At 67.1% G+C, this 23,117-nt stretch carries 20 protein-coding genes; 7 read left to right on the forward strand and 13 right to left on the reverse strand.

Annotation, left to right across the window (positions count from 1 at the left end; all coding sequences use genetic code 11):
* Positions 1-70: 70 nt before the first annotated feature.
* Both HPC46_RS27815 and sfnG read right to left on the reverse strand, forming a co-directional pair.
* The gene (locus HPC46_RS27815; protein WP_233716780.1) at positions 71-757 is read right to left on the reverse strand and encodes a DUF5336 domain-containing protein; all 687 of its coding nucleotides are present in this window, start codon (positions 755-757) and stop codon (positions 71-73) included.
* A 168-nt stretch (positions 758-925) separates the two neighbouring features.
* Positions 926-2,056, reverse strand: a complete 1,131-nt coding sequence (gene sfnG, locus HPC46_RS27820; RefSeq protein WP_179475404.1) for a dimethylsulfone monooxygenase SfnG — start codon at positions 2,054-2,056, stop codon at positions 926-928.
* Between the two features lie 120 nt (positions 2,057-2,176).
* Here sfnG and HPC46_RS27825 point away from each other — a divergent pair, with 120 nt between their 5' ends.
* Positions 2,177-3,028: an LLM class F420-dependent oxidoreductase gene (locus HPC46_RS27825; protein WP_179475405.1), complete on the forward strand. Its 852-nt coding sequence runs from the start codon at positions 2,177-2,179 to the stop codon at positions 3,026-3,028.
* Between the two features lie 23 nt (positions 3,029-3,051).
* Complete coding sequence (locus HPC46_RS27830; protein WP_179475406.1) at positions 3,052-3,813, forward strand: class I SAM-dependent methyltransferase; 762 nt, start codon at positions 3,052-3,054, stop codon at positions 3,811-3,813.
* A 6-nt stretch (positions 3,814-3,819) separates the two neighbouring features.
* Here HPC46_RS27830 and HPC46_RS27835 read toward each other — a convergent pair whose 3' ends face one another.
* From HPC46_RS27835 to sucC, 3 genes are all read right to left on the reverse strand, one after another.
* A complete protein-coding gene (locus HPC46_RS27835; protein ID WP_179475407.1) occupies positions 3,820-5,352 on the reverse strand; it encodes an acetyl-CoA acetyltransferase in 1,533 nt (510 codons plus the stop codon).
* 125 nt (positions 5,353-5,477) lie between these two features.
* A complete protein-coding gene (sucD, locus tag HPC46_RS27840) occupies positions 5,478-6,380 on the reverse strand; it encodes a succinate--CoA ligase subunit alpha (protein WP_179475408.1) in 903 nt (300 codons plus the stop codon).
* A 13-nt stretch (positions 6,381-6,393) separates the two neighbouring features.
* Complete coding sequence (sucC, locus tag HPC46_RS27845; protein ID WP_005139724.1) at positions 6,394-7,557, reverse strand: ADP-forming succinate--CoA ligase subunit beta; 1,164 nt, start codon at positions 7,555-7,557, stop codon at positions 6,394-6,396.
* A gap of 260 nt (positions 7,558-7,817) precedes the next feature.
* On the opposite strand from sucC, the gene HPC46_RS27850 reads away from it, so the two are divergent.
* Together HPC46_RS27850 and HPC46_RS27855 are read left to right on the forward strand one after the other, a co-directional pair.
* Complete coding sequence (locus HPC46_RS27850) at positions 7,818-8,876, forward strand: M23 family metallopeptidase (RefSeq protein ID WP_179475409.1); 1,059 nt, start codon at positions 7,818-7,820, stop codon at positions 8,874-8,876.
* A gap of 4 nt (positions 8,877-8,880) precedes the next feature.
* A complete protein-coding gene (locus tag HPC46_RS27855; RefSeq protein ID WP_179475410.1) occupies positions 8,881-9,513 on the forward strand; it encodes a hypothetical protein in 633 nt (210 codons plus the stop codon).
* Here HPC46_RS27855 and HPC46_RS35820 read toward each other — a convergent pair.
* Positions 9,484-10,392, reverse strand: a complete 909-nt coding sequence (locus HPC46_RS35820; RefSeq protein ID WP_179475411.1) for a phosphatase PAP2 family protein — start codon at positions 10,390-10,392, stop codon at positions 9,484-9,486. The two genes, HPC46_RS27855 and HPC46_RS35820, sit on opposite strands and share 30 nt — an antisense overlap.
* A gap of 7 nt (positions 10,393-10,399) precedes the next feature.
* Complete coding sequence (pcrA, locus tag HPC46_RS27865) at positions 10,400-12,727, reverse strand: DNA helicase PcrA (RefSeq protein WP_179475412.1); 2,328 nt, start codon at positions 12,725-12,727, stop codon at positions 10,400-10,402.
* Between the two features lie 244 nt (positions 12,728-12,971).
* On the opposite strand from pcrA, the gene HPC46_RS27870 reads away from it, so the two are divergent.
* Positions 12,972-13,244 (forward strand): chorismate mutase, encoded by a 273-nt coding sequence (locus HPC46_RS27870; RefSeq protein WP_005139716.1) that lies wholly within the window; start codon positions 12,972-12,974, stop codon positions 13,242-13,244.
* On the opposite strand, the gene HPC46_RS27875 is transcribed toward HPC46_RS27870, so the two are convergent.
* The gene (locus HPC46_RS27875) at positions 13,241-15,265 is read right to left on the reverse strand and encodes an SGNH/GDSL hydrolase family protein (protein ID WP_325096798.1); all 2,025 of its coding nucleotides are present in this window, start codon (positions 15,263-15,265) and stop codon (positions 13,241-13,243) included. The two genes, HPC46_RS27870 and HPC46_RS27875, sit on opposite strands and share 4 nt — an antisense overlap.
* 228 nt (positions 15,266-15,493) lie before the next feature.
* On the opposite strand from HPC46_RS27875, the gene HPC46_RS27880 reads away from it, so the two are divergent.
* Positions 15,494-17,041, forward strand: a complete 1,548-nt coding sequence (locus tag HPC46_RS27880) for an acyl-CoA synthetase (RefSeq protein ID WP_179475429.1) — start codon at positions 15,494-15,496, stop codon at positions 17,039-17,041.
* A gap of 6 nt (positions 17,042-17,047) precedes the next feature.
* Here HPC46_RS27880 and HPC46_RS27885 read toward each other — a convergent pair whose 3' ends face one another.
* Complete coding sequence (locus tag HPC46_RS27885; RefSeq protein WP_179475414.1) at positions 17,048-18,505, reverse strand: NAD-dependent succinate-semialdehyde dehydrogenase; 1,458 nt, start codon at positions 18,503-18,505, stop codon at positions 17,048-17,050.
* Positions 18,506-18,572: 67 nt separating this feature from the next.
* On the opposite strand from HPC46_RS27885, the gene pgi reads away from it, so the two are divergent.
* Entirely contained in the window at positions 18,573-20,222 is a 1,650-nt protein-coding gene (gene pgi / locus HPC46_RS27890; RefSeq protein ID WP_179475415.1) for a glucose-6-phosphate isomerase, read from the forward strand.
* Between the two features lie 78 nt (positions 20,223-20,300).
* Here pgi and HPC46_RS27895 read toward each other — a convergent pair whose 3' ends face one another.
* The 4 genes from HPC46_RS27895 to cobF are packed head-to-tail and all read right to left on the reverse strand — an operon-like array spanning position 20,301 to position 23,115.
* Entirely contained in the window at positions 20,301-21,050 is a 750-nt protein-coding gene (locus tag HPC46_RS27895) for an SDR family oxidoreductase (RefSeq protein WP_179475416.1), read from the reverse strand.
* 45 nt (positions 21,051-21,095) lie between these two features.
* A complete protein-coding gene (locus HPC46_RS27900) occupies positions 21,096-21,950 on the reverse strand; it encodes an Fpg/Nei family DNA glycosylase (protein ID WP_179475417.1) in 855 nt (284 codons plus the stop codon).
* A 9-nt stretch (positions 21,951-21,959) separates the two neighbouring features.
* Complete coding sequence (locus HPC46_RS27905) at positions 21,960-22,352, reverse strand: phage holin family protein (RefSeq protein ID WP_005139699.1); 393 nt, start codon at positions 22,350-22,352, stop codon at positions 21,960-21,962.
* A gap of 28 nt (positions 22,353-22,380) precedes the next feature.
* Entirely contained in the window at positions 22,381-23,115 is a 735-nt protein-coding gene (cobF, locus tag HPC46_RS27910) for a precorrin-6A synthase (deacetylating) (protein WP_179475418.1), read from the reverse strand.
* Positions 23,116-23,117: the final 2 nt, after the last annotated feature.

The following is a 23,117-nucleotide window of genomic DNA, read 5'->3' on the forward strand; positions in this document are numbered from 1 at the left end:
TGATTTGCGTAGCATGTGAGCAGCCAGCGGAAGTTCGGATAGGGGTGTCGTCGGACGCTGCAGAGGTGTATCAGAGGCAGGTGGGCGGGCCGCTCGGCGCGCCGAGGCCGCTGAAGCCTCCGCTCGTCGGACCGGACGCGTAGCCACCGCCGTACTGCGTGGGGTAACCGGGCCGGGGCGGGATTCCCTGCGGGCCGGGCTGGCCGTAGTAGCCGCCGGGCGGCGGGCCGTACTGACCGAACTGGTCGTAGCGGGGCCGAGGCGCCGGAGCGGTGATGATTCCGGCTTCCAGCAGCAGCGCCGTCACCGCGGCGACGGTCTGCAGCAGGGTCAGGGCGACCATGACCCACAGTCCCCAGCCGACGGTGAACCCGGTCGGCTTACCGACCATCGTGGCGATCGCCGTCAGCAGCGCGACCCCGGAAGCGGTCGCGATGACGCCGCCGTAGTCCCTGGCCTTGGGCAGCAGCGCCGCCGCCGCCAACAGCGCGGCGACGAGCGTGGCGACGACCGGGTAGCCGCCGCCACCACCGCTGAGCTCGGCACCGCCGAAGGGGCCGAGCTCGGCCTTGATCGTGAGGATCGGGCCGAAGCTGGCCAGGTAGGCCGCCAAGCCCAGCACGATGACAACAACGTTGAGGTAGAGCGGCAGCTTGCTCGGCCCGGGCTCGGCGGGGGCGAACGACGGCGCGGGAGCGCCGTAGGACCCTGGTGGCTGAGTCGGTGGGTAGCCCGGGTTGGTGGGCGGGTAGGTCATGGCCTCTCCTTCAGCCTCGTCACGCCGGCGCTTCCCCGCGGCGCAGCGTCGGTGGTGGCTCTCGAACGGACCCGCAGGTCCGGCTCGCACACCACGCTAGCGCACACCGCCGTGGCGGCCACGACCATCGGCGTGTCACACAGCCAGTTGGCAATCGGCCTGCACAGGTCAGGCCGTTGCCTGAAGCGGCGCCCCGATCGAATCGCGCTCGGCTGCTTCGATTTCGCGCACCAACGGCAGCACGCGGGCACCGAAGTACTCGATCTCTTCCTGAAAGTGCAGGAAGCCGCCGAGAATGAGGTCCACCCCGCGTTTGCGATATGTGGAGATGCGTTCGGCGATCTGCTCAGGAGTTCCGATCAGCTGCGTCCGGAATCCGTCGTTGTACTGGACCAGATCCTCGAACGTCGAGTCGGCCCACATCCCGCGCTTGTCGCTCGTGGAATTGCCGGCCTGCTGCACCGCGGAGTGGAAACCCTCGACCGCCGGCCGGTTGGCCTTGGCGATGATCTCTCGAAGGACTTCCCTCGCCTCCTTTTCGGTGTCCCTGGCGATGATGAAGCCGTTCAGCCCGAAATTGACTTCCCGGCCCGCATCGCGGGCGTGGTCGCGAACCTCGACGAGTTGTTCGGTGACGCCGCCGAAATCCTTGCCATTGGAGAAGTACCAGTCGGCGTAGTAGCCGCCGTTGCGCCGGGCCGCGGTGGAGTTACCGCCCTGGAAGATCTCGGGGTTGGGCCGCTCGGCGGTGTTCAGCGGCTTGGGCTTGAGGGTGAAGTCGTGGATGCGATAGAAGTCGCCGCGGAAGTCCACGTCGTCCTCGGTCCAGATCTTGCGCAGCACCTGCAGGAATTCGGCGGTCCGCCGGTAACGCTCGTCGTGTTCGAGCCACGGCTCGCCCAGGTGGGTGAACTCGTCCTTGAACCAGCCGGAGACGACGTTGACGGCAAAGCGGCCACCCGAGAGCTGATCGGCGGTGGCGCCCAGCTTGGCCAGGACGCCGGGCTGCCACAAACCCGGGTGGACGGCGGCGATGAGTTTGAGGCGCTGGGTGGCCAGCAGCAGCGCCAGCGAGAAGCTGGTGGACTCGTGCTGGAATTCGGCGCCATAACTGGCCTCGTAGCGGACCTGGGACAGCGCGTACTCGAAACCGTTGTTCTCGGCGGTCTGCGCGAGCTTCACGTTGTAGTCGTAGTTCCAGTCGGTGCGCTGTTCGATCGTGCTCGTGACAAGACCGCCACTGACGTTGGGAACCCAGTAGGCGAATTTCACATGGTCGGCGATGCGTTCGGTCGTCATGTTCTGCCATGGTGGTGACGGCCACCGCCGCGGTCACCCCTTTAACTCGCCGAGAGCGCAGGTGTCGTCCACCGGGACCGCGCCTTGCCCGGGGTTGGGTGACCCGTTCTAATGCAGCCCATGGATTACGGGCTCGTTCTGTTCACCAGTGACCGCGGTATCGCACCGGCGGCGGCGGCCAAGCTCGCCGATGACCATGGCTTCACGACCTTTTACGTGCCCGAGCACACGCACATCCCGGTCAAACGCGAGGCCGCCCACCCCACCACCGGTGACGAGTCACTGCCCGACGACCGCTACATGCGCACCCTGGATCCGTGGGTGTCGCTGGGCACCGCGGCGGCAGTCACGTCGCGGGTGCGGTTGTCCACCGCGGTGGCGCTGCCCGTCGAGCACGATCCCATCACGCTGGCGAAATCGATTGCCACACTTGATCATCTGTCCGGTGGCCGGGTCAGCCTCGGCGTCGGTTTCGGCTGGAACACCGATGAGCTGGCCGACCACGGTGTGCCTGCCGGGCGGCGCCGCACCTGTTTGCGCGAATATCTGGAAGCGATGCGCGCACTGTGGACACAAGAGGAAGCCGAATACGACGGCGAATTCGTCAAATTCGGACCGAGCTGGGCCTGGCCCAAGCCTATCCAGTCCCACATCCCGGTGCTCGTCGGCGCGGCCGGCACCGAGAAGAACTTCAAGTGGATCGCCCGCAGTGCCGACGGCTGGATCACCACGCCGCGTGACTTCGACATCGACGAGCCGGTGAAGCTGCTGCACGATACCTGGGCGGCCGCTGGTCGCGACGGCGCCCCGCAGATCGTGGCGCTCGACTTCAAGCCGGTGCCCGAGAAGTTGGCGCACTGGCGCGACATTGGCGTCACCGAAGTGCTGTTCGGGCTGCCGGACAAGCCCGAAGACGAGGTCGCCGCCTATGTGGAGCGCTTGGCGGGCAAGCTCGCCGACATGAACCTCTAAGGCACGGCGGGCATGCTGAAGACATGCCCGATCCGACACCCGTACACACCGACCGGCGCCGCGCCCAGGCGTTCGGCGCGGTCGCACTCGATTACGACCGCTATCGACCGCGGTACCCACAAGCGCTCATCACCAGGATCGTGCCTCGCCCAGGCGTCCGGGTTCTCGACGTCGGCGCGGGTACTGGGATCTCGTCGATGCAGTTGGCCGGGGCCGGGGCCCGGGTGCTGGCGATCGAACCCGACGACCGGATGGCCGATGTGTGTGCAGCCAAGGGAATTACAGTAGAGCGCGGTCTTTTCGAGGAATGGGATCCTGCCGGACGCCGGTACGACACCGTAGTGTTCGGCCAGTCGTTTCACTGGGTGCAGCCAGGCCCTGCCTTGGCGAAGATCGCTGGTTTGCTGACCGAGGGCGGCTCCCTGGTGTTGATGTGGAATCGGGTCGCCCCGGCCACACCGAGTCACGCCGACCTCGCGGCGATCTACGCCGACTACCCGACGGCGGCGCCGTCGTCACCGAACGATCCCGACGGGGAGGCTGCGGTGATCGGCGAGATCGAGTCACACGGGTTCAGGATCGAACGTGCCGAATTCGAAGAGCAGCTGCACTATTCGACCGATGACTGGGTGCACATGGTGTCGACGAATTCCAACCATCTGATCCTGCAGACCGCGCAGCGCACCGAATTGTCGGAGCGGCTGACCGCCTTCATCGGTCCGGCGGGAGTTAGCGCACACAACAGGGCGCTAGCGCTCTTCTGTACGACACATCAAGCGGGGTAATGGTTCTCAGGCGAGCACCGCGCGGTTGATCTCGTCATCGCCTGCGGTGACGATGATCTTGGCACCGAGGGGATCACCGTCGCTCATCAACGCCACAAGGGCGGGATCGGTACTGATCGCCATGAAGCGGCTGTCGTCGGCATCGAGACGACCGATGATGACGCCGGTCCGCTCGGGCCAGTCGTAGCGCACCGAGTAGGTCTCGATCACGCCGGCGCCGTTGGCATTACGGGTCACCGCCACCTTCGGCAGGTCCGCGATCTCGGCCTGCAGCTCCTTGCTACGGTCGGGTGCCCAGTCGACCGGGGTGGTGGAGTACACGCCGACCGAATACTTGCTCATCACACCGCCGTTGGCGCCGACCAGACCGAAAGCTCCCGGCTTGTCCCGCATCGCGGCGACGGTCTCGGCGATCCCGTGCAGCGAATAGCTGTTGCCGGGTCCGCCGAAGTACGGCAGGCCACCGGTGAGCGTGAGCCCACGCGGATCGTCGGCGCTCAGCCCGGAGTCGTCACACACGGCGAAAACCGGGAACGGAAAGCAGCTGTAGAGATCGAAGGTGGCCACGTCGTCGATCGTGATGCCCGCCACCCGAAGGGCCTCTGCCACCGATTGTTTCGCCGAGAAGCTGACGCTGACGTCTTCACGGTCCAGCAGGTCCTGCTCCCGCTGATCCGCATGCCCGTGCAGGTACACCCATTTCTCCTCGGGCACACCGAGTTTGCGGGCTGCACCGACCGACATCACCAGAACGGCGGCGCCCTGGTTGACGGTGTCGCGAGCCACCATCAGCCGGGGGTAAGGGTCGCAGATCATCCGATTCTCCGCGGTGACGGTCGCCAACTCCTCGACCGAGCGCTCGACCGGTGACGACGAGAACGGGTTCTTGGCAGCCACTTTCGAGAACGGCGCGAACAGTTCAGCCATCTTCAGCCGGTACTCGTCGACGCTCAAGCCCAGCCGGCCGCGCCGGGCGTTGTCCAGCAAGCCGTACTGCACCGGCGCGCCGGTGAGGCCGTGCTTGGCGGTGTACTCGCTCATGTACTGCTCGAAGCCGTATCCGCGGTCATCGAGCTGGCCACCGACGGTCTCACTGTGGTCGGGTCCATCGTCGCGGCCCGCGAAGGTCTTCAGCGTCGAGCCGTTCTCCGAGCCGAGGATCAACGCCACTTCGATCTCGCCGGCCGCGATGGCCCCGGCGAACTCGGTAACCAGCTTCTGCGGGCCGTTGCCGCCGATCGACTCGAGCACCGCACGCTCGGGGTCGGCACCGACGCGCTGCGCCACCGACCGGATGTAGTTGTCGGAGGAGCCCAGCGGCGCGGTTGCGAACGGCGTGCAGATCTCGAATTGCCGAAGGCCGGCGAACACTCCGATGGCCTTGGCGACGGCCGCGACGTCGGCACCGGTGTCAGCCAGCGCGGCGCGAACCGCTTCGGTGGCCAATTCGACCGCCGACATGCCGCGGTAGTCCGGATCGTCGATGCGTTCGGTGAACTGTCCGACGCCGACGATGACGGGGGTACGCGGATCCACCATAGTTCGACAGGCTAATAGAACACGTTACTGTTTGGCCAACCAGGGGCCTGGCTACTGCCGCGAAAACGGCGTCAGGGCTGCGATTCCACTGGAATCACAGCCCTGACGGCGAACTCGATGGCGAACTACAGCCCGCTCAGAATCTCCCGGGCCAGGGCGGCGGTCTCCGACGGCGTCTTGCCGACCTTGACACCGGCGGCCTCGAGGGCCTCCTTCTTGCCCTGCGCGGTGCCGGCACCGTCGGAGACGATCGCACCGGCGTGACCCATGGTCTTACCCTCGGGCGCGGTGAAACCGGCGACATAGCCGACGACCGGCTTGGAGACGTTGGCCTTGATGTAGGCGCCCGCCTTCTCCTCGGCGTCGCCGCCGATCTCGCCGATCATCACGATGATCTTGGTCTCGGGGTCCTTCTCGAACGCCTCGATGGCGTCGATGTGGGTGGTGCCGATGACCGGGTCGCCGCCGATGCCGATGGCGGTCGAGAAGCCGAGATCGCGCAGCTCGTACATCATCTGATAAGTCAGCGTGCCGGACTTCGACACCAGGCCGATCGGGCCCTTGCCGGTGATGTTGTTCGGCGTGATGCCGACCAGCGACTCGCCGGGGGTGATGATGCCGGGGCAGTTGGGCCCGATGATGCGGGTCTTCTCGCCCTTCTCGACGTTGTAGGCCCACGCATATGCGCTGTCCTGCACCGGGATTCCCTCGGTGATGACGACCAGCAGCGGGATCTCGGCGTCGATGGCCTCGATGATGGCGTCCTTCGAGAACGCCGGCGGCACAAAGGCGATCGACACGTCGGCGCCGGTCGCCTTCATGGCCTCGGCCACGCTGCCGAACACCGGCAGCTCGATGTCGTTACCGTCCTTGTCCTTATGAGACACCGTCGTGCCCGCCTTGCGCGCGTTCACGCCGCCGACCACCTGGGTGCCGGCCTTGAGCATCAGCGCAGTGTGCTTGGTGCCCTCGCCGCCGGTGATGCCCTGGACGATGACCTTGTTGTCCTTGTTCAGAAAGATCGACATTGGTTCTAGTCCCTTACTTGTTGGCCAGCTCGGCGGCTTTGTCAGCGCCGGAGTCCATGGTCTCGGCCTGGATCACCAGCGGGTGATTGGCCTCGGCCAGAATGCGGCGGCCCTCTTCGACGTTGTTGCCGTCAAGGCGAACGACGAGCGGCTTGTTGGCCTCGTCGCCCAGGATCTGCAGCGCCTTGACGATGCCGTTGGCGACCGCGTCGCACGCGGTGATGCCACCGAACACGTTGACGAACACGCTCTTGACCTGGCTGTCGCCCAGGATGACGTCCAGACCGTTGGCCATCACCTCGGCCGAGGCACCGCCGCCGATGTCGAGGAAGTTGGCGGGCTTCACGCCGCCATGCTTCTCACCGGCATACGCGACGACGTCCAGGGTCGACATGACCAGACCCGCACCGTTGCCGATGATGCCGACCTCGCCGTCGAGCTTGACGTAGTTGAGGTCGTTCTCCTTCGCCTTGAGCTCGAGCGGATCGGTGGCGTCCTTGTCCTCGAACTCGGCGTGGCCGGGCTGGCGGAAGTCGGCGTTCGCGTCCAGGGTGACCTTGCCGTCCAGCGCCAGGATCTGATCGTCGGGCGTGCGGACCAGCGGGTTGACCTCGACCAGGGTGGCGTCCTCGCCGACGAAGACCTCCCACAGCTTCTGGATGGTCACCGCGGCGGCGTCGAGCACCTCGGCCGGCAGGTGGCCCTTCTCGGCGATCTCACGCGCGAAGGCCAGGTCGACACCCTTGACGGCGTCGACGGGCACCTTGGCCAGCCGCTCGGGCTTGGTGGCGGCGACCTCTTCGATCTCCATGCCGCCCTCGACCGAGCACATGGCCAGGTAGGTGCGGTTGGAACGATCGAGCAGGAAGGAGATGTAGTACTCCTCCGCGATGTCGCTGGCCTCGGCGACCAGCAACTTCTTCACGATGTGGCCTTTGATGTCCAGGCCGAGGATGTTCTTGGCGTGGGTGTACGCGTCGTCGGGGGTGGCGGCGAACTTCACGCCACCGGCCTTACCGCGGCCACCGACCTTGACCTGTGCCTTCACCATCACTGGTTTACCGATTTCCTCGGCGATGGCTTTGGCGTCCTCCGGGGTGTCGGTGACCCGACCGGGGGTGGTGGGAACGTTGTGCTTGGCGAACAGTTCCTTCGCCTGATATTCGAAAAGATCCATGGGCTCACTGTCTGGTCGGCGCTGACTGCATTTTGATGACGTTGATTGAGGAAGTCGCTCCGGGGGGAACTGTATCTAGACGGCCACGGGACTCCGTCCTCGCCCACCACTCATGTGGTCCATCTCACCGCGGGGTCGAAGTGATTCAACTCACAATCCCCTGTGGAATATCCGCTTGGGTTGCCACCTTCATTAGACATTCGTTAACGTCGTCGGGGTCTGAGATAACGCTTTGGTCACGACTAAAGGGACTTCGAGTTTTGACGCAGCACCGGCCGACCCCGACTTCCGTCGGTGATGCCTCGGCCCCGCAGGCAGAGACCAGGCCTTTCGATCGCCAAGCGGCTTCCATCCGGGCCCAGGACCCTGAGCGGCTGGACGTCACGGACATCATCCCGTTCAACGAGTTCGGCGACCTCGCCGAGATCGATTTCCGCGAGAGCACCGCCTTCGAGAGTCTGCAGGTGACGCGCTGCCCGGAACTGGACGACCTGCACGACGCCGACGACCCGCAGCCGCTTCGGCTGGCCGTGCCCGCCGAGTTCGCGGCCCCCGACCACCGCCGGGCCGAGGTGCCGCGCTACACCAACAGCGAGAACACCGACATCCTGCCGCGCACGCCGCAGCACCGCAGGCAGCCGACGAGTGCCGCCAAGGGCCGCGTGATGATCGCGGCCATGGCAGCCGGCGCCGCCGCGGCCGCCGCTTACACCGCGGTGCGGCCGCCCACCGAAACCACCACCCAGACCGTTCTGGCCGCCGACAAGACGCCGATGGACGGCACCGTGACCAGTCCGCGCGGGGTGCAGCTGATCGCGGTGAAGCCGGTCGCCGACGCCTCGGTACACGGCGAGGAACTGGCCAACGGCCAGGCTTTCGCCCAGGAGCGCGCCGAGCGTGAGGCCCGCCTGCAGCGGCCGCTGTTCGTCATGCCCACCAAAGGTGTCTACACGTCGGGCTTCGGCTACCGCTGGGGCGCGCTGCACGGTGGCGTCGATCTGGCGGCTCCGATCGGGACGCCGATTGTCGCCGCGTCCGACGGTGTCGTCGTCGACGCCGGACCGACCGCCGGCTACGGCGCGTGGGTCAAGATCCGCCACTCCGACGGCACGGTGACCTTGTACGGCCACGTCAACACCTGGACGGTTCAGATCGGCCAGCGGGTCTTCGCCGGCGACCAGATCGCCACCGTCGGCAACCGCGGCAACTCGACCGGGCCGCACCTGCACTTCGAGGTTCTGCTGAACGGCACCAACCGGATTGACCCGGCGCCGTGGCTGGCACAGCGGGGGCTGTCCGTCGGCCCCTACGTCGGCTGACGCAGTGTCTGAGCCGGACGAACCGCACACCCGCATCATCCGGCGCCAACCGTCCGGACCGATCCCCCAGCCCGAAGAGCCCCGCACCGGCATCATCCGCCGCGCGCCGACGGGGCCCATTCCGGCGGCGCCCATTCCTGCTGGGCCCGAACCTGATTCGCGTACCACACAGATTCCACGGCCACCGGCCGACGAGGCCCCGACCGGGTTGATCCGCCGGGCCGCCCCGGTCGCGGTGCCGGCCACCCGGCCCGCGCTGGTAGATGTGTCGACCGGACGGACCGCGATCGCGGCCAGCGCCGTCAGCATCGTCAGTGGATGGGCCACGTCGGTAGTGGCCACCGACCTGATCACCGGGTGGTGGAGCACCGATCGGCTGTTCTGCATTGCCGTCGGGTTCCTGACCCTGCTGTTCGCGGTCAGTTCCATCGCCGGGGTGATCGCGCTGCTGCTGCGACGCTCGGCAGGCCGCTACCTGATCGCATTCGGATCGGTCATCGCCTTACTGACGTTCGGCAGTGTGTTCGTCGCCGGAGCTCGAATCCCGTTGGTGGTCTATCTGATTCCGCTGCTGCCGGTCACCGGCCTGATCCTGGCTCTGCACCCGTCAACCCGGCGATGGTGCCGGCTGCGGTGAGCGCCTGCTGGCCTCCCACCACGCCCCGACGAGCATGACGGCACCCGCCCACGCCGCACCGAGGAATGCCCCGGCCAGCACGTCGCTGAGGTAGTGCACGCCCAGATAGATTCGAGACAATCCCACCAGAGCGGCCAGTGCCAGAGCGATCGCCCACACGGCCACCCGAGCCGCCCAGTTGTGCAGCACCCAGCGGCCGACCATCCAGGCGCCGAGTACCGCGAGCGCGAAGGAGCCGGTGGAATGACCGGACGGAAACGAGAAGCCGTCTTCGACGATCACCGCGATCAGCGACGGCGGACGACTACGGCCGACTGCCAGTTTGGCCGCCAGCATCACCACCGCGACGCCGAGCAGCCCGGATACTGCGAGCACCGCAGGCTGCCACGAACGTGCCCACCATCCGGCCCAGGCGCTGAGAAGCACGACGGCGACCGCCAGCGAAGCCGCATCGCCAAGGTGGGTAACGACTTTCATCGTCTCGGTGAGCCACAGATCACGTTGGGCGGCGACCCACTCGCTGACCGGCCGATCGACGTAGTCGATGACCTCGCCCTCGATCACATTGTCGAGCAGCTCGGCGAAGCCCGCGGCCAGCACCGCCACCAGCGCCGCGCCCGCCACCAGGGCCAGGGCGGCAGCCGCGTCCACCGAGAGCCATCTGGCCACCACCCGCAGCGAACCGCTGAGGTGTTCCGCCGCCCATGACCGCGCCCTGCCGACAACGGCGGTCCCGCCCACCCGGCGCAACGCCGACGCCAGCGTCGAGCGATGTGTTGCGACCCAGACCGCGAGCCCGGACCAAACCAGAAGCAGGACAAGGACGATGGCGCTGAGGGTCCCGAAGCCGGCTGAGCCCGGGCCGTAGGCCTGGTCCACGGCGGCCTCAGAGCTTCGTCAGCGGCGCGTGGTTGTGCATCAGCTTGACCCGTCCGGCACTGCCGAAGTCGATCAGCGACATCGCCGACTCCCCCATGCCGGACACTTCCTCGACGCGGCCGAGACCGTACTTGTCGTGGCTGACCCGGTCGCCGGGCTCCAGGACCAGAAGCGGACGCTTACTGCCGCCCGCCGACCGCGCGGGCGAGGGCCGCGGGGTGCCGAAGCGACCCGCCCCACTAATTGGAGCGCTGGGCGACGGCGCGGTATCGGTGCGGCGCCAATCGAGAAGGTGTTCGGGGATCTCGCGAAGGAAGCGCGACTCCGGGTTCAGCATCGGCTGACCCCACGATGAGCGGATCTTCGCGCGGGTGAGGTAAAGCCGTTGGCGCGCACGGGTTATGCCCACATAGGCGAGTCGGCGTTCCTCCGAAAGCTCGGTCGGATCCCCCAGGGCGCGCATGTGCGGGAACATGCCGTCCTCCCAGCCGGTGACGAACACCACCGGGAATTCCAGGCCCTTGGCGGTGTGCAGTGTCATCAGCGTGACCACGCCGGCGCCGTGCTCGGGCAGCTCGTCGGAATCGGCCACCAGCGACACCCGCTCCAGGAACTCCGCGAGCAGACCGGTCTGCGGCACGTCCTCGTCGACGTCGGCATCCTCGGCCAGTGCCGCGGCGTTGGCCCGGTCGATGCTGAATTCGTGTGCGACGCTGACCAATTCGTTGAGGTTGTCCAGGCGAGCCAGGTCCTGTGGGTCACTGGAAGACTCCAGCTCCCGGCGATAGCCGGTGCGGTCCAGCACCGCTTCGACCAGGTCGCCGAGCTCGTCGTCGAGCTTGCCGCGCAGCTCGTCGAGCAGGTTGACGAAACTCGCGATCGCCTTCTCCGAGCGGGTGTTCAGCATCGGCACCTTGCCTGCGGCCGCAGCGGTCAGCGCGTCGGCGAAGGTGGCGCCGGTGTTTTCGGCGTACACGGCCACACACGCCTCGGCGCGATCGCCGATGCCCCGGCGCGGGGTGTTGAGGATCCGGCGCAGGCTGACGGCGTCGCCGGGGTTGTCCAACACCCGAAGGTAGGCGACGATGTCGCGAATCTCCTTGCGCTCGTAGAACCGAACGCCGCCGACCACCTTGTACGGAATACCCGCGCGGATGAACACCTCTTCCAGCGAGCGCGACGAGTTGTTGGTGCGGTAGAACACCGCGACGTCGTTGTACGAGAACCCCCCGCGATCGGCGAGCGCATCGATCTCCCCAGCGACGAACCTGGCCTCGTCGTGCTCGTTGTCGGCGACATAGCCGACGATCAGCTCGCCGTCGCCTTCGTCGGTCCACAGCCGCTTCTCGCGGCGGTTGGCATTGCGGGAGATGACGGAGTTGGCCGCGTTCAGGATGTTCTGCGTCGAGCGGTAGTTCTGCTCGAGCAGGATCGTGGTGGCGTTGGGAAAGTCACGCTCGAAATCCTCGATGTTGCGGATCGTCGCACCGCGGAAGGCGTAGATCGACTGGTCGGCGTCACCCACCACGCACAGCTCGCTGGGCGGCACTTCATCGGCGGCAACTGCCCCATATCCAACGAGCTCGCGCACCAGCACGTACTGCGCGTGGTTGGTGTCCTGGTACTCGTCGACCAGGATGTGCCGGAACCGCCTGCGGTAGTACTGGGCGATCTGCGGGAAGGCCTGCAGCACCGCCACGGTCTCGCCGATGAGATCGTCGAAGTCGAGCGCGTTGGCGGCCCGCAGCCGGCGCTGGTACTCGCCGTAGACGCTGGCGACGGTCCGGGTCAGATCGTCGGCGCCCGGCTCGAGCGCGGCCACCGCGTCCTCGGGCACGATCAGCTCGTTCTTGAGGTTCGAGATGGCGTTGGCCAGCACCCGCGGCGAGTACCGCTTGGTGTCCAGGCCCATGTCCTTGCCGATCATCAGCAGCAGGCGACGGGAATCGTCGGCATCGTAAATCGAGAAGTTCGAGTTCAGGCCGGGCAACAGCGAGGCCTGATTGCGCAGGATCCGCACACAGGTGGAATGGAACGTCGACACCCACATGTTCCTGGCGCGGGGTCCGACCAGGGCGACCACTCGCTCGCGCATCTCGGCGGCGGCCTTGTTGGTGAACGTGATGGCCAGCACCTGGCCCGGCCCGACGTCGCGGGCCGCCAGCAGGTAGGCGATCCGCCGGGTGAGGACGGCCGTCTTGCCCGAGCCGGCCCCGGCCACGATCAGCAGCGGGGGCCCCTCGTGCAGCACGGCCTGGCGCTGCTGCGGGTTGAGGCCCTCGAGGAGTTCGGCCGCGTCGGCCGGAGGTTGGAAATCAGTCACGTGCACACTCATGTCCGACCCAACTTACCGCTGTATGGCGACAGTTTTTTTGCGAAGCACGCCTTCGGAGTGGCACACTCGAACCGTGCTTTCTCCGCAGCGTCGATTTTTCTACGGGTACCGGTTCGCGGTGCCCGTGGGTATCTAGCTGCTCAACCCGAGAGCCCCGCGGTCCGCAACCGGATCCGGGGCTCGTCTCTTGTGTGAGGCCCGGGACCGATAAAGACCAGACCCACACAACGAGGAGAACGAAGCGATGACTCTGGAAATGGTTCCTGAAGCCGACAACGACATCGACAGCTTGCGCGGCGAGATCGACCAACTCGACGCCGCGATCCTGGCCGCGGTCAAGCGCCGCACCGAGGTGTCCCAGGCAATCGGCCGGGCCCGGATGGCCTCCGGCGGCACCCGCCTGGTGCACAGCCGCGAGATGAAGGTCATCGAGCGCTACAGCGAGCTGGGCCCGGACGGCAAGGATCTCGCGATGCTGCTGCTGCGCATGGGCCGCGGAAGACTAGGCCACTCTTAACGCACTGCGTCAAGCAGCCACGGGGTCATCCACTTGACCGCGTTCGGCGTCGGATGCACGCCGTCGATGCGCACCTGCACGCCGTTGATCTTGTTGGTGTAGCCGCCGTTCGGCGCCAGCTTCTTGTTCAGGTCGAGCACGGTGACGTTCTTGCGATCGGCTACGACCCTGCGCAGCAAGGCATTCCACTGGTTGACGCGGCTGGGCTGATCCTCGGGATACAGGTTGCCGTTCGCCTGCTCACCGTGCCGGCTGTAGGGCTCGGTGGCCACCACCACGAGCGCCCCGGTGGAGGCCAGGATGTCGAGTGCGTGGCGCAGCTCGCTCTCCAGGTATTTGTCGAAATCGGGCTGGCCGATGTGCGCCCAGTTGCCATTCCATTTGCGGTCGACCACCTCCCAGCGCCCGATCATCATCAGCACCACATCGGGACGGTCGTAGGCGATCCGCTGCGCCCAGCGTTCGGGCCAGGCGTCGCACTCGGGTTTCTGATCCAGGCTCTGCCCTGAATAGCGGTACGGCCCACCGCGCACCAGTCCGCAGCCGATCGTGGTGCGGTCCAGGAACGTGATGCCCGGGGTGGGCGGCAGGTAGCGCATCACCGTCCAGGCGATCGAGTCGCCGAACACCGACACGGTGTGCTGGCGCGGACCGGTGTGAACCGGTGCGCCGGCCCGGACGGTTTCCACCGGGGCGACCAGCGCGGCCTGGGTGATGTCGGGGCTCGATTGATCGATCCGGGTTCCCACCGGGACGACGGCCACCGCGACGGCGACGGCGGTGGCCATCGTGGCGGCGGCCAACCGCAGCTGCGGGACGTGCACGGGCCGCCAGCGCCGGATCGGCCGCTCGATCAGCCACCACGACCCCACCGCCACGGCCAGCGTGACCGCGCAACGCACCCCGAACAGCGCGTAACCCGTCCAGCCGGTGCGCTCGCCGGTGAGCACCAGGAAGATCGGCCAGTGCCACAGGTAGACGCCGTAGGAGATGACGCCGAGCGCCACCAGCGGCGGGGTGGACAGCACCCACGCCACCGGCCCGTTCTGCTCGAGCGCGACGCCCGCGATCACCACCACCGCGGCGACGGCGACGACGATGAGCAGGCCGTTGCGGAATTCTCCGGCGCTGCCGGTCGCGACGTGGGTGATCGCGGCCAGCACGGCCACCCCGGCCACCGGCAGACCGGCGGCCAGCCAGCGCACCCAGCGCGACCGGATCGACGGCCAGCCCGCCACCATCGCCGGCCAGTCCCGGATCAGCAGTGCGGCCGCGGCGGCGCCGATCAGCAACGCCTGGGCGCGGGTATCGGTGCCGAAGTACACCCGGTTCAGCGACGAGTCCGACGACATCAGGATCGCCTCGGCCGCCGAGCCCGCGGTCCCCAGTACGGCGAGGACGAGCACCGCCCACCGGACCGCGGTGATGGTCGGCGTCTTCTGCCGCCGCCGGGCGATGACAGCGAGCAGCACCGCCATCGCGGCGATCAGCACCGGCCAGATCAGGTAGTACTGCTCTTCGACACCCAGTGACCAGGTGTGTTGCAGCGGCGACGGCGGTGCGCCCTGACTGAAGTAATCGGTTTCGTGCGACACGAACGCCCAGTTCGCCACCCACAAGAAGGCGGCGACCGCGTCGTCGCGCAGGCCGCTGACGGCGTCCGGCGGGAACAGGATGCGCGCGGCGATGACCGCCAGCACCATGATCAGCAGGGCAGGCAGCAGGCGGCGGGCACGACGGACCCAGAACGAACCGAGGTCGAGCTTTCCGGTTCGGCCGATCTCCTCGAGCAGCAAAGACGTGATCAGGAAGCCGCTCAGCACGAAGAAGACGTCGACACCGATGAATCCGCCTGCGACACCGGGGATTCCGCTATGGCCGATGAGTACCAGGGCGACGGCGACGCCACGGATCCCGTTCAGCGCCGGAATGCCCTCGCCGCGTGGTATCGGCCGGCGTAGCTGGCTCGGCTGCGAGACGGGGTCAACCCATGGACTTCGCGCGAATGAGCGCGCCGTCACTGTCATGCCCTCCTAGTAGTTCAGTGCTGTGAATCTATGTGCCATCCACGGCCGATCGGCGCAGGCGCGCGGTCGCCTGGGTCAAATACCTGCTCGGTTGCCCGATGGGGAGGCAAACAGACCCTGTTGGAGGGATTCCGGCGTTCCCGGGTGCCGACATACACTTTTGGTCAGATGATTACCGACGGGTGGACCGAAGTTGTTGAGCGCCAACGTATGACCGCAGGCATGTACCTGACGCAGGGACTGCACCGGGCCTCGCGCGCCACCCCACACGCCCCGATGACGATCTGCGGTGAGCGCCGCCGGACGTTCACCGAGGTCGCCGATCGGGTGGCCCGACTGGCCGGCGCATTCCAGTCGCTGGGCGCCCGTGAGGGTGACCGCATCGCCATGCTGTCGCTGAACTCCGACCGCTACCACGAGTACCTGCTCGCCACACCGTGGGCGGGCGCCGTGGTCAACCCGATCAACATCCGGTGGAGCGCGGCTGAGATCGCCTACAGCCTGCGCGACTCCGGCACCCGGATGCTGCTGATAGACGACACCTTTGCACCGCTGCTGCCCGAATTACGGTCGAATGCAAGCGATCTCGCGGCCGTCATCCACTGTGGTGACGGCCCCGCTCTGGACGGAACGCTCGATTACGAGGACCTGGTGGCGGCCGCCGAGCCAGTTCCCGACGCGCACCGCAGCGGCTCGGATCTGGCCGGCATCTTCTACACCGGCGGCACCAGCGGGCACCCGAAGGGGGTCATGCTGACCCACGACAACCTGATGACGTCGGCGCTGGGCAGCCTGGCGTCGGGGTTCTTCCTGACCTCGGGCGGACCGCTGCTGCACGCCGCGCCGATGTTCCATCTCGCCGACCTGGCGATCTGGCTGGCGCAGGTCCTGCGTGGGGGCACCCACGTGTTCGTCCCGGCCTTCCGGCCGGACTGGGTGCTCGAGGCACTCCACGAGCACCGGATCACCGACCTGCTGCTGGTTCCGACGATGGTGCAGATGCTGGTCGACCATCCCTCGCTGTCCGACCACGACACCGGCAGCCTGCGAATGGTGATGTACGGCGGTTCACCGATCGCGGCGGCGCTGCTGGAACGGGCTGCAGAGCGCCTGCCCACCGCCTCGTTCGTGCAGGCCTACGGCATGACCGAGGTTTCACCCGTCGCCACCCTCTTGTCGCCGCAGGATCACCATGATCCGGTGCTGCGCCGATCGGGCGGGCAGGCAGCGCCGCACTCGGAGGTCCGGATCGTCGGCGACGACGACACCGAGCTGGCGCGCGGTGAGGTGGGCGAGATCGTGGTGCGCGGCGGGCATGTGATGGCCGGCTACTGGGGCAAACCCGAGGAGACCGCGGCCGCGCTGCGGTCGGGGTGGATGCACACCGGCGACGCCGGCTACTCCGACGAGCGCGGGTACGTTTTCGTCGTCGACCGACTCAAGGACATGATCGTGTCCGGCGGCGAGAACGTGTACTCGGTCGAGGTGGAGAACGCGCTGGCCCGCCATCCCGCCGTGGCCACGTGCGCGGTCATCGGCGTACCGGACGAACGCTGGGGCGAGCGGGTGCACGCCGTGGTGGTGTTCGCCGCCGGACAGCGGGCAGACCACGACGAGCTGCGGGAGTTCTGCAAGTCCCTCATCGGCACGTACAAGGTGCCCCGCAGCTTCGAGGCCGTCGACGCGCTGCCGCTGTCGGCCGCAGGCAAGGTCCTCAAACGCGAACTGCGGGCCAAGTATTGGACCGGCTCGGACCGCGGGGTCGGCTGAACCGGGCTAGTTGGTCAGCGCGATGTACTTGGTGTCGAGGTATTCCTCGATACCTTCGAAGCCGCCCTCGCGCCCGAACCCGGATTCCTTGACCCCGCCGAACGGCGCGGCCGGGTCGGAGATGATGCCCCGGTTCACCCCGACCATGCCGGACTCGATGGCCTCGGCCACCCGCAGCGCCCGGTCCAGTGACTCGGTGTAGATGTAGGACGCCAGACCGTATTCGGTGTTGTTGGCCGCGGCGATGCCGTCCTCTTCGGTGTCGAAGCCGATGATCGGTGCGACGGGGCCGAACACCTCCTCGGTGAGGATGCGGGCGTTCGGCGGGACGTCGGTCAGCACGGTGGCCGGGTAGAAGTTGCCGGGGCCGCCGGGGGCCTGACCGCCGAGCGCGACGGTCGCACCCTTCTCGACGGCGTCGTCAACGAGTTCCTGAACCTTGGCCAGCTGCTTGGTGTTCACCAGCGGGCCGAGCTTGGCCGACGGGTCCAGGCCGTTGCCCAGGTTCACCTCGCCCATCCGCTTGACGAACTTGTCGGTGAACTCCTCGATGACGGCGTTGGCGACGTGGATGCGGTTGGCCGCCGTGCAGGCCTCGCCGCCGTTGCGCATCTTGGCCAGCATCGCGCCATCGACCGCGGCATCGACATCGGCGTCGTCGAAGACCACGAACGGTGCGTTGCCGCCCAGTTCCATCGAGGTGCGCAGCAGCTTGTCCGCCGACTGGGCCACCAGTGCCTTACCGACGCCGGTCGACCCGGTGAAGGTGAGCTTGCGCAGCCGGCCGTCGTCGATGAGCGCCTTGGTGACCTCGCCGGGGTTGCTGGTCGGCAGCACCGACAGCACGCCCTTGGGCAATCCGGCCTCGCCCATGAGCTTGGCCAGCAGCAGCATCGACAGCGGGGTCTCCTGCGCGGGCTTGACGATCATCGTGCAGCCCGCCGCGAACGCGGGCCCGATCTTACGAGTTCCCATGGCCAGCGGGAAGTTCCACGGCGTGATCGCATAGCAGGGGCCGACGGGCTGCTTGGTGACGATGATGCGCCCGGTGCCCGCCGGTGACTGCGTGTAGCGCCCGCCGATGCGCACCGCCTCCTCGGCGAACCACCGGAAGAACTCGGCGCCGTACTTGACCTCGCCGAGGCTCTCGGCGACGACCTTGCCCATCTCCAGGGTCATCAGCGTGGCGAGATCGTCGGCGCGGGCGATGATCGTCTCGAAGACCGAGCGCAGGATCTCGCCGCGCTCGCGCGCCGGCGTCGCCGCCCACTGCGCTTGCGCTGCGCATGCCGCGTCGAGCGCGGCCACGGCGTCGGCGGCGGTGGCGTCGGCCACCGAGGTGATGACCGAGTCGTTGGACGGGTCGAAGACCTCGAATGTCGACGAGCCGGGCCGCTCCTCACCGCCGATCCACAGTCCGGTGGGAACCGACGACAACAGCCGTTCAATGTCTGGGGTGCTCATCACTCCATCATGTACACCTTTGGACACCTCGTCACACTAAGGTCGATTAAATGACAAGGTCGAACGAATGACTGGAGACATTTCCGCTACCGGGGAATGGAACGCCCTGCGTCGCCACCACGACCAGATCGCCGGGAAACACCTCCGCGAGCTTTTCAGCGAAGATCCTGACCGCGGCCGCGAGCTCACCCTCACCGTCGGCGACCTGTACATCGACTACAGCAAGCACCGCGTCACCCGGGAGACGCTGACGCTGCTGGTCGATCTCGCCCGCGCCGCGCACCTCGAAGAGCGCCGCGATGCGATGCTGGCCGGCGAGCACATCAACACCTCCGAGGACCGCGCCGTGCTGCACACCGCGCTGCGGCTGCCGCGCGACGCCGAGCTGATCGTCGACGGCCAGAACGTGGTCGCCGATGTCCACCAGGTGCTCGACGCAATGGGCGACTTCACCGACCGGTTGCGTAACGGCGAATGGACCGGCGCCACCGGCGAGCGCATCAGATGCGTCGTCAACATCGGCATCGGCGGCTCGGACCTGGGCCCGGTCATGGTGTACCAGGCGCTGCGGCACTACGCCGACGCCGGCATCTCCGCGCGGTTCGTCTCCAACGTCGACCCGGCCGACCTGGTGGCCAAACTGGACGGACTCGACCCTGCCACAACGCTTTTCATCATTGCCTCCAAGACGTTTTCGACGCTGGAGACGCTGACCAACGCCACCGCCGCGCGGCGCTGGCTCACCGACGCTCTCGGCGACGCCGCGGTGTCGAAGCACTTCGTCGCCGTCTCGACGAACAGGAAACTGGTCGACGAGTTCGGCATCAACACCGACAACATGTTCGGCTTCTGGGACTGGGTGGGCGGCCGCTACTCGGTGGACTCGGCGATCGGCCTTTCGGTCATGGCGGTGATCGGCCGGGAAGCGTTTGCCGACTTCCTGTCCGGCTTCCACATCGTCGACCGGCACTTCGCCACCGCGCCACTGGAATCCAATGCGCCCGCGCTGCTTGGCCTCATCGGACTCTGGTACTCCGACTTCTTCGGTGCCGAGACCCGCGCGGTGCTGCCGTATTCCAACGACTTGAGCCGCTTCGCGGCGTATCTGCAGCAGCTGACGATGGAGTCCAACGGAAAGTCGGTGAAGGCCGACGGGACCGCTGTCACCACCCCGACCGGCGAAATCTTCTGGGGTGAACCGGGAACCAACGGGCAGCACGCGTTCTACCAGTTGCTGCATCAGGGCACCCGCTTGGTGCCCGCCGACTTCATCGGGTTTTCCGAGCCCACCGACGACCTGCCCACCGCGGACGGCACCGGCAGCATGCACGACCTGCTGATGAGCAACTTCTTCGCCCAGACCCAGGTGCTTGCCTTCGGCAAGACCGCGGCCGAGATCACCGCGGAGGGCACCCCGGCGAACGTGGTGCCGCACAAGGTGATGCCGGGCAACCGGCCCAGCACGTCGATCCTGGCGAACCGGCTGACCCCGTCGGTCGTGGGACAGCTGATCGCGCTGTACGAGCACCAGGTGTTCACCGAAGGCGTGATCTGGGGCATCGACTCGTTCGACCAATGGGGTGTCGAGCTGGGCAAGACCCAGGCCAAGGCGCTGCTCGGGGTGATCACCAGCGACGGTTCGCCGGCCGAGCAGACCGACAGCTCGACCGACGAACTGGTGCGGCGGTACCGCCAGGAGCGCGGCCGAGCGCGCTAGGTTTCCCGCCGAGCAGACGTGAAATCCCCCAATTTTCCCTAAAAATGGGGGAGTTCGCGTCTGCTCGCGTGATGGATATTAAGCGAACGGCTTGGTGAGCCGGGGCGGCAGGATCCGCAGCAGGGCGACCAGCGGGATCCACGGCCAGCCCGGCACGATGGCCCGCCCGCTTTCGCGTTCGATGGCGTTGATCATGTGCCGCACGCCGGTGTCGTTGTCCACCATCAGCATGGTGGTGTTCGACTTGCCGGTCATCTCCGACTCGATGTAGCCGGGCTCGACGACGGTGACTTTGATTGGGCCGGAAGCATATTCGGCGCGCAGCGACTCGCCCAGCGAGCTGACGCCGGCCTTGCTCGCGGCGTAGGCGGCCTTGACGCCGGGAACCCCCTTGTTGGCCATCACACTCGAGATCAGCACCAGGTGGCCCGCGCCCGCCTCCTTGAACATCGCCAGGGCCGTTTCGATTTGCACCAGCGCCGAGACGAGGTTGGTCTCGATGGTGGCCTTGTTCGCCCAGAGCTTGCCCGAGCCGAGCGGGGCGCCCTTGCCGATACCGGCGTTGACGATGACCCGGTCGATACCGCCGAGCTCGCCGGCGAGTTCGGCGAACACGTCTGGCACCCGATCGTGGTCGTTGACGTCCAGAGCGGCGACGGCGATGGTGATGTCCGGGTGACGCCGGCTCAATTCAGCCTTCAGCTCGTCGAGGCGGTCGACGCGCCGCGCGCACAGGGCCAGGTCGCGGCCCTTGGCGGCGAACGCGCGGGCCATGCCGGCCCCGAGCCCGGAGCTCGCGCCGGTGATGAGGATCTTCTGCCGAGTCACCCGGCTCACCCTATTCCCGGGTCGCTTCGCTCCTGCCCGCCGGACCTATTTCAGTAGCTTCGACATTCGTCTGTCGGCCAGTACCTTGCCGCCGGTTTGACACGTCGGGCAGTACTGAAACGACTTGTCGACGAATGACACCTCGCGCACGGTGTCACCGCACACCGGGCATGGCAATCCGGTGCGGGCGTGCACCCGAAGCCCAGATCGCTTCTCCCCCTTCAGCGTTGCCGCCTGTTGGCCCACCGAGCGCTGGACGGCGTCGGTCAGCACCGAGATCATCGCGTCGTGCAGCGCACCCAGTTGCGCGGGCGTGAGCTTGTTCGCGGTCGCGAACGGGGACAGTTTGGCGACATGCAGGATTTCGTCGCTGTAGGCGTTGCCGATCCCGGCGATGACCTTCTGGTCGGTGATCACGGTCTTGATCCGGCCGCCCTGCGTCTTGAGGATCTCGGCCAACTGGTCGGGGCCGATCTCCAGCGCGTCGGGGCCGAGTCCCGCGATGCCGGGGACCTTGCCGGGGTCGTCGACGATCCACACCGCGAGGCGTTTCTGGGTACCGGCCTCGGTGAGGTCGAATCCCTCGCTGCCGTCGAGGTGAACCCGCAGCGCGATCGGCCCCTTGCCCGGTTTGAGCGGGGCGGTGGCGAGCTTGTCGCTCCACTTCAGCCAGCCGGCCCGCGACAGATGGGTGATCAACCAGATGTCGCCGACCTGCAAACCCAGGTACTTGCCCCAGCGCGCGGCGCCCGTCACTGGCTGTCCCTGCAGCGCCGTCGGCGGCGGATCGAAGGTCTTCAATACCGACAGCGCCGCGACGTCGATGCGCCCGACCGTCCGGCCGACGGCATGCCGGCGCAGATGATCAGCCAGGGCCTCGACCTCGGGCAGTTCGGGCATGTTCCAAGACTAGCGGCGGTCGGCGTCCTTGAACGGCAGCGAGAACAGCCAGCTGACGATCGACAACACGATCGCCGCCCAGATGGCCGTCCACCAGAATTGGCTGATCCACAGTCCCCAGTGGGTGGTGTGCTCGGTGATCCAGGCGGTGATCCACAACATCAGCGCGTTGATGACGACGTGAAACAGACCGAGCGTCAAGATGTACAGCGGTATCGACAGGAATTGGACCACTGGTTTGATGATCGCGTTGACCAGGCCGAAGATCACCGCCACGACCAGCACGATGCCGACCCGCTGCAGTGTCGTGTCACCGCCCACGAATCCGATGCCGGGCACGATGAGCGTGACGACCCACAGCGCCAGTCCGGTGACTGCGGCGCGAAGGAGAAACGATCCCATGCGGTGATCTTCTCAGACCTGGAGCCGGCTAGGCCCGCAAGAGATAGATGTCCATGATCCAGCCGTGCCGGGCACGGGCGTCGGCCCGCACCGCGGCGATGCGTTCGCCGACCTCGCCCACGGTGCCCGCAATCAGCAACTCGTGTGGCGTCCCGAGATAGGCACCCCACCAAATCCGGGTCTGCGGTGGGCAACTCAGAAACGAGCAGTCACCGTCGAGCATCACGACCGCCGAGCCGGTCACACCGCTGTTGCGTAGCTGGCGTCCGGTGGTGATCAGCACGGGTTCGCCGACGTCGTTGAGCGGGATGCGGTGCCGCGCGGTCAATGCCTGCACCGCGGTGATCCCAGGGATGACGTCGAATTCGAAATCGACGTGTTCGGCGACCTGGTCGAGAATCCGCAGCGTGCTGTCGTAAAGGGACGGGTCGCCCCAGGCCAGGAAGGCTCCGACACCGTCGGGCCCGAGCTCGGTCTCGATGGCCTGGGCCCACAGCCGCGCGCGGGCCTGGTGCCAGTCGGCGACGGCCTGCGTGTACTCGCCGTCGGCCGCTCGTTTCGGGTCGGGCAGTTCGACGAAGCGGTAGCGCGGTTCGCTGATGAATCGCCGGCAGATCTCCCGGCGCAGCGCGACGAGGTCGCTCTTGGCATCACCCTTGTCCATCGCGAAGAAGACGTCGGTGTCGCCCAGCGCACGGATCGCCTGCGATGTCACGTAGTCGGGGTCGCCGGCTCCGATGCCGATGACGTGGATGGTGCGCACCG

This window comes from Mycolicibacterium vinylchloridicum, assembly GCF_013404075.1.
Taxonomy (GTDB): Bacteria; Actinomycetota; Actinomycetes; order Mycobacteriales; family Mycobacteriaceae; genus Mycobacterium; species Mycobacterium vinylchloridicum.